Here is a 6263-nt window from a genome sequence, read left to right as displayed (position 1 = left end):
GGCCTCGGAGCCCAGCACGGACGCGGCCCCGGCGAGGAAGCGCGAGGGCTCGCGCTCGCTGCGCGCCCCGGGCCGCCCCTTGGCCCGGGAGAGCAGCAGCCGGTCCCGGGCACGGGTGATGCCGACGTAGGCCAGCCGCCGCTCCTCGTCGACGGCCTGGGGCGTGCGGGCCAGCGAGATCGGCATGAGCCCCTCGGAACACCCGATGATGAACACCACGGGCCACTCCAGCCCCTTGGCGGCGTGCAGCGAGGCCAGCGTGACCCCGTCCATGGCCGGGGCGTGCTGCTCGGCCGCGCGCCGGTCGAGCTCGGCCACGAGGTCGGCCATCCGGGCCTCGGGGGCGGCGGCCGCGAGGTCCTCGGCCACGGTGAGCAGCGCCTGCAGGGACTCCCAGCGCTCCCGCTGCGCCCCGCTGGACTGCGGCGGCTCGTGCGTCCACCCGGCCCCGGAGAGCACGTCGGCGGTGAGGCGCACCAGCGGCAGCTCGCCGTCGTCGCTGCGCACCGCGCCGCGCAGCAGGACGATGCCGGCCCGCACCTCCTGCCGGTTGAAGAAGCGCTCCCCGCCCCGCACCAGGTAGGGCACACCGGCGCGCGCCAGGGCGGTCTCCACCGCCTCGGACTGGCCGTTGGTGCGGAAGAGCACCGCCACGTCGCCCGGGGTCACCTCCCCCGATGCCGTGAGCTCCCCGATGCGCTGGGCCACCCAGCGGGCCTCGGCCTCGTCGTCGGCGTGCACGGTGAGCTCCGGCTCCGGGCCCGGCGGGCGCTGCGCGTGCAGCTCCACCCGGCCGGCCGCCGAGCGCACGTCGCCGGCGATCACCGCGTTGGCCACGCCGAGCACCTGCGGCGTGGAGCGGTAGTTGCGGTGCAGCTGCACCGAGGTGACCCCGGGGTGGCGCGTCGGGAAGTCCAGCAGGTGCTGGGGCGTGGCACCGGTGAAGGAGTAGATGGTCTGCGCCGCGTCGCCCACCACGCACACGTCGTGGCGCTCGCCGGTCCAGGCCTCGAGCAGGGCCTGCTGCACGGCGTTGACGTCCTGGTATTCGTCCACCACGAAGTGCCGGTACTGGCTGCGCACCGTGCGGGCCACGTCGGGGCGGTCACGCAGGATCGCCAGCATCGAGAGCAGCACGTCCTCGAAGTCCATGACCCCGCGGTCGCTGGCCACCTCGGCGTAGACCTCCAGCAGCCGCGCCATCGCCGAGGGGTCCAACCCGCCGGCCGAGCGCTCCAGGCGCCGGGCCTCGGCGGCGTAGGTGGCCGGGGTGAGCAGCGAGACCTTGGCCCACTCCACCTCGGCGGCCAGGTCGCGCACGGCGGTGCGGTCGACCTCCAGACGCAGTCGGCTGGCGGCCTCGGCCACCAGCGGCGCCTTGGAGTTGATGATCTGCGGCGGCGCGCCGCCCACCACGTGCGGGTGGAAGTACTGCAGCTGGCGCAGCGCCGCGGCGTGGAAGGTGCGCGCCTGCACGCCCGGCACGCCGAGCGCGCGCAGGCGGGTGCGCATCTCCCCGGCCGCACGCGCGGTGAACGTGACCGCCAGCACCTGCTGGGCCGGGAAGGCCCCGGCGTGCACGCCGTAGGCGATGCGGTGGGTGATGGCGCGCGTCTTGCCGGTGCCCGCACCGGCAAGCACCCGCATCGCGCCCACGGGGGTGGCCGCCACCTGCCGCTGCTCGGGGTCGAGCCCCTCGAGGATGCGCTCGGGGTCAGTCACGCACGGACCCCCGCACCTCGTCGCGCACCGGCAGCGGGCCGCCGTACCACTGCTCGATGAGGCGGCGGGCGATGGAGAACGGCCCCGGCAGGCCCACCTCGCGCGCGGCGAGCGCGGCGGCCAGGCCCTCCCGGGACACCCAGCGGGCCTCGGCGATCTCGTCGTGCTCCAGCGCCGTGGCGGGCACCTCGTCAGGCTGCGCCCCGGCCCGGGCGGTGAAGCCCACCATGAGCGAGGCCGGGAAGGGCCACGGCTGGGACCCCGCGTAGGTCACGTCCGACACCTGCACCGACACCTCCTCGTACACCTCGCGCGCCACGGCCTGCTCGAGCGTCTCGCCGGGCTCCACGAAACCGGCGAGCACCGACAACCTCCCCTCCGGCCAGTGGCGGCCCCGAGCCAGCAGCAGCCGGTCGCGGTCGTCGACCACGGCCATGATCACCGCGGCGTCCGTGCGCGGGAAGTGCAGGCGCCCGCCCTCCTCGCGGCGCACCCAGCCGGAGGAGACCACCTCGGTCTCCGCGCCGGTCTCCGGGGAGAAGCGGTGCCGCTGGTGCCAACGCGCCAGGGCGACGGCCGTCATCGCCGCCTCGCGGTCCTCCTCGCCCAACGCGCTCCCCACCACCTTGAGGTCCGCCCAGGAGGCCCCCTCGGGCAGCTGCACCGCGTCCTCGTCGGCCACCACCACGGCCACCAGCGGGCCGTCGGCACCCCGGCCCAGGAAGACCTCGACGCCGTCGGCCACCCCGTCGGCGTCCAGGTCCGGCAGCTCGCCGGCCGGGGAGGTGCGCCACAGCACCGCCGCCGGGCTGCCGGTCACCGCCACGTCCCCCTCGAGGGTCACCCAGAGACGCCGGTGGGGTGCCTCACGCCCCCACGCCGGCTCCCCCGCCGCGCTCCCCCGCAACCACGCGGCCCGCTGCAACGCGGGCTCGTTCCGGGCGGACGACGCGGGCGGTGTGGGAGGGCTGGACACACCCGCAGCCTATGCGGCCGCACTTAGGGTGTGCGCATGGATCCGGCGCCGTACCTCGCCCTCGTCGTGGCCCTGGCGGTCGTGTGCCAGTGGGTCGCGTGGCGCTGGAAGGTGCCCTCCCTGCTGGTGCTGCTGCTGTGCGGCTTCGCCCTGGGACGGGTGGAGTCCCCCGACACCGTGCTGGGGCAGACCATGCTCTTCAGCGGCGTGAAGCTGGCCGTCGGCATCATCCTCTTCGAGGGGGCGCTCGGGTTGCGCCTGCGCCAGGTGCCCGACCTCGGCAAGCCCATCCTGCGGCTGTGCACGTGGACGGTGCTCATCACCTGGGTGCTCGTCACCCTGCTGGCCTGGGGGCTCGGGTTCGACCTGCGGGCCGCGCTGCTCGTGGGCGCCATCCTCACCGTCACCGGCCCCACCGTCATCAACCCCATCCTGCGCACCCTGCGCCCCACCCGGCGCGTCTCCCAGCTGCTGCGCTGGGAGGGCATCGTGGTGGACCCCATCGGCGCCATCCTCGGCGTGCTGGTGCTGCAGGTGGTGACCGCCACCGGCCGGGCCGGCCCCTGGGCCGACGCGGCGCTCACCCTGGTGCGCGCGGTGGGCGTGGCCGTGCTGCTCACCGTGCTGGTGGGCTGGCTGCTCACGTGGATGATGCGCGAGGACCTCATCCCGGACTACCTGCAGGGCGTCACCTTCCTGGCCGCCGCGCTGGGCTCGATGACGGCGAGCAACACCGTGCAGCCCGAGTCCGGTCTGCTCACGGTGACCCTGCTGGGCATCCTGCTGGCCAACCAGACCGACCTGCACATCCAGCACATCATCGAGTTCAAGGAGAACCTGCAGGTGCTCTTCGTGGGCGCCCTGTTCATCGTGCTGGCCGGACGGGTGGAGCCCGCGCAGCTGGTGGAGGTGGCCCCCGTGGCGGCCGTCTTCGTGCTCGGGCTGGTGGTCATCCGCGTCGTCGCCATCGGGGTGGGCCTGCGCGGCACCGACGTGACCCGGGCGGAGCGGACGCTGCTCATGTCGATGGCGCCGCGCGGCATCGTGGCGGCGGCCGTCACCTCGATCTTCGCGCTGGAGTTCGGCCACGCCGCCGACCACGCCATCAGCCTCGGCGAGGCCGCCCGCGAGGACGGCGACGCCGCCCTGGCCGCCGCGCTGTTCGAGCGCGCCACCGACCTGCACGCCCTCTCGGTGGAGGTGGACCGCCTGGTGCCGCTGGTGTTCATCGTCATCGTCTCCACCGTGGCCCTGTACGGCCTGGGGGTGGGCCGGCTGGCCGAGCGGCTCGGACTGGCCACCGCGAGCCCCCGCGGGGTGCTCTTCTCCGGCGCCGCGCCGTGGGTGGTGCCGGCCGCCAAGCGCCTGCGCGAGCTGGGGGTGCCGTCGGTGATCGTGGCTCGCGAGCGCGCGGACCTGCGGGCCGCCCGCATGTCCGGCCTGCGCACGGAGGCCGCCAGCATCATCAGCGAGTACGCGGTGGAGGACATGGACCTGGCCGGCATCCGCTCGATGGTGTGCGCCACCCGCGACGACGACACCAACGCCATCGCCGCCGGGGAGTTCTCCCACGTGCTGGGGCGCAGCCACGTGTACACCCTCAAGCGCCACGAGGACACCGAGCGCGCCCGGCAGGCCACCGCCGGCCACCTGGTGGGCAACATCGCGTTCTCCCCGCCGATGGACTACGACGAGCTGCTGCAGCGCACCCGCAACGACCACAAGGTGACCTCCACCGAGCTCACCGAGGAGTACGGCTCGGACGACTTCTGGAACGACCACCCCGAGGCCGTGGTGCTCTTCGTGCACTCCGAGGAGACCACCCGGGTGGCCTCCGGCAAGCGGCAGTCCGGCGAGGCGGGGAACACCTTCGTGGCCCTGGTGCCGGTCGGCGCTGACGGCACGCCGGCCACCGGCCCGGTGCCGACCACCACCGGCGCGCACCCCGCGGTGGTGTGAGGCGGACGTGAGAAGGTGGGCGCCGATCTCCGGGAGGTGCAGGTGAAGAAACCGGTTCGCCCCACGTGGGCACGCATGGCGGCGTGGTCGGTGGCCGCCGTCCCCTCGATCGCACCCCGCGGGGTGGCGTGGGTGGACTCCGGGGGCGCGGACCACGAGGTGGCCCAGGTGGTGGACGCCGACGACCGGCGCTGGTCGGTGCGCCGCACCGACACCGACGCCACGCCCGGTGAGCGGCTCGCCGAGACACTGCCGACGGACCTGCGCGGTGCACCCCCGGCCGTGGCCGGCAGGACGATGCTGGGCGACGGCTCCACCGTCAGCGTGCGGCCGTGGGTGGCCGGGCGCTCCCTGCGCTGGGTGATGGTGCGCCCGGGCGACGCCGTGGTGGAGCACTTCGCGGCCTTCCTCGCCGCGCTGCACGGCACGGACCCCGCAGCGCTCGGCGACGCCGCCGAGGTGCCGACCGCGGAGGACCTGCGCATCGAGCGCCTTGATCTGCTGGACCGTGCCGCCTCGACCGGTGTGGTGCCGCCGCGTCTGCTCTCCCGGTGGGAGGAGTCCCTCGAGGACACCGAGCTGTGGGTCGTGCAGCCCTGTGTGGTGCACGGACGCCTCGTGGACGAGCACGTGCTGGTGACCGCCGACCACGACCTGGCCGCCGTCATGGGCTGGTCCGGGGTGCACGTGGGCGACCCCGCGGAGGACTTCGCCGTGGTGAGCCGGTCGGCCACCCCGGACGTGCTGGGGGCCGTGCGCAGCCGCTACGCCGAGCTGCTGGGCCGCACCGACGAGCGGCTGCTCGAGCGCGCCCACCTGGTGGCCGAGATGCGCGACCTGCCGCGGCTGGTGGTGGCGCACACCCGCGGGGACTCGGCGACCGTGGCCGACATCGAGGCCGAGCTGGCGCACCGCTCGCGGCTGCTCGCCGAGGCTGAGGAGCTCGACGCCTGGGAGTGAGGCCGGGCTGGCGGGGGTGGTCCGCCGCGGCACCCCCGTCCTCGCCGGCCTCAGGCCTCCTCGCCTGCGCGCAGCAGGCCCACGAGGCGTTCGAGTTCCGCGCCCGCGGGCAGGGTCGGGCGCAGCGTGACGCCGTTGCCGGCGTGGAAGAAGGCACCCCCCACCACGGCCGGGTCGAGCCCCTGCCAGGCGGCGAACGCCTGCCGGTAGCAGGCCAGCTGCACCGCGGCCACGGCCGCCTGCTGCCCACCGGGCGCGGACGAGGTCTTCCAGTCCACCACCACCCACTCCAGGCCCTCGGCCCGTTCGGCGGGTGAGGCCGGGAAGATCGCGTCGGCACGCCCGCGGACGGTCAGGCCCGCCACGGTGGTCTGCAGCGGCAGCTCCACCCAGCGCGGCACGCGGTCGGCCCACTCGCTGGCCCGGAAGTTCTCCCGCAGACGCTTCAGCTCGTCGCCGGTCCCGGCCGGGGCGTCGCCACGGTCGCCCTCGGCCGCGTCGGCCCACAGCGCCTCCTCCTCGTCCTGCGTCACGTCGAACAGCTGCGCCGGCGCCCACTGGGACTCCACCCACGCGTGGAAGTCCGTGCCCCGCCGCGCCGCCCGGGCAGGCGGCGTGGGCACGGGACGCGCGAGGAAGCGCCGGG

At 75.2% G+C, this 6263-nt stretch carries 5 protein-coding genes; 2 read left to right on the top strand and 3 right to left on the bottom strand.

Translation table 11 applies throughout. The annotated features are described in order from the left end of the window. Both HMPREF3099_RS02720 and nudC read right to left on the bottom strand, forming a co-directional pair. The coding region (locus HMPREF3099_RS02720; RefSeq protein WP_070703719.1) for an ATP-dependent helicase at window positions 1-1722 on the bottom strand (1722 nt) is incomplete at its 3' end. Next, the gene (gene nudC / locus HMPREF3099_RS02715; RefSeq protein ID WP_237769711.1) at window positions 1715-2566 is read right to left on the bottom strand and encodes an NAD(+) diphosphatase; all 852 of its coding nucleotides are present in this window, start codon (window positions 2564-2566) and stop codon (window positions 1715-1717) included. The genes nudC and HMPREF3099_RS02720, both read right to left, overlap by 8 nt. 168 nt (window positions 2567-2734) lie before the next feature. Between nudC and HMPREF3099_RS02710 the strand changes: the two genes are divergently transcribed. Together HMPREF3099_RS02710 and HMPREF3099_RS02705 are read left to right on the top strand one after the other, a co-directional pair. After that, on the top strand, window positions 2735-4657 hold the full coding sequence (locus HMPREF3099_RS02710; protein WP_070703715.1) for a cation:proton antiporter: 1923 nt from the start codon (window positions 2735-2737) through the stop codon (window positions 4655-4657). Between the two features lie 42 nt (window positions 4658-4699). Further along, a complete protein-coding gene (locus HMPREF3099_RS02705) occupies window positions 4700-5617 on the top strand; it encodes a phosphotransferase (protein ID WP_141494256.1) in 918 nt (305 codons plus the stop codon). 50 nt (window positions 5618-5667) lie between these two features. On the opposite strand, the gene HMPREF3099_RS02700 is transcribed toward HMPREF3099_RS02705, so the two are convergent. Next, window positions 5668-6263 (bottom strand): PD-(D/E)XK nuclease family protein (locus HMPREF3099_RS02700; RefSeq protein ID WP_237769710.1); only part of this gene is annotated, 596 nt, incomplete at its 5' end.

It is taken from the genome of Kytococcus sp. HMSC28H12, assembly GCF_001816045.1.
Lineage (GTDB): Bacteria > Actinomycetota > Actinomycetes > Actinomycetales > Dermatophilaceae > Kytococcus > Kytococcus schroeteri.
The sequence above is the reverse complement of the archived record's forward strand: the minus strand, read 5'-3'. Positions and strand labels throughout refer to the sequence as shown.

Coding starts and splice junctions, on each gene's coding strand:
- HMPREF3099_RS02710 (WP_070703715.1), top strand. CDS start 2,735: ATGGATCCGGCGCCGTACCTCGCCCTCGTCGTGGCCCTGGCGGTCGTG.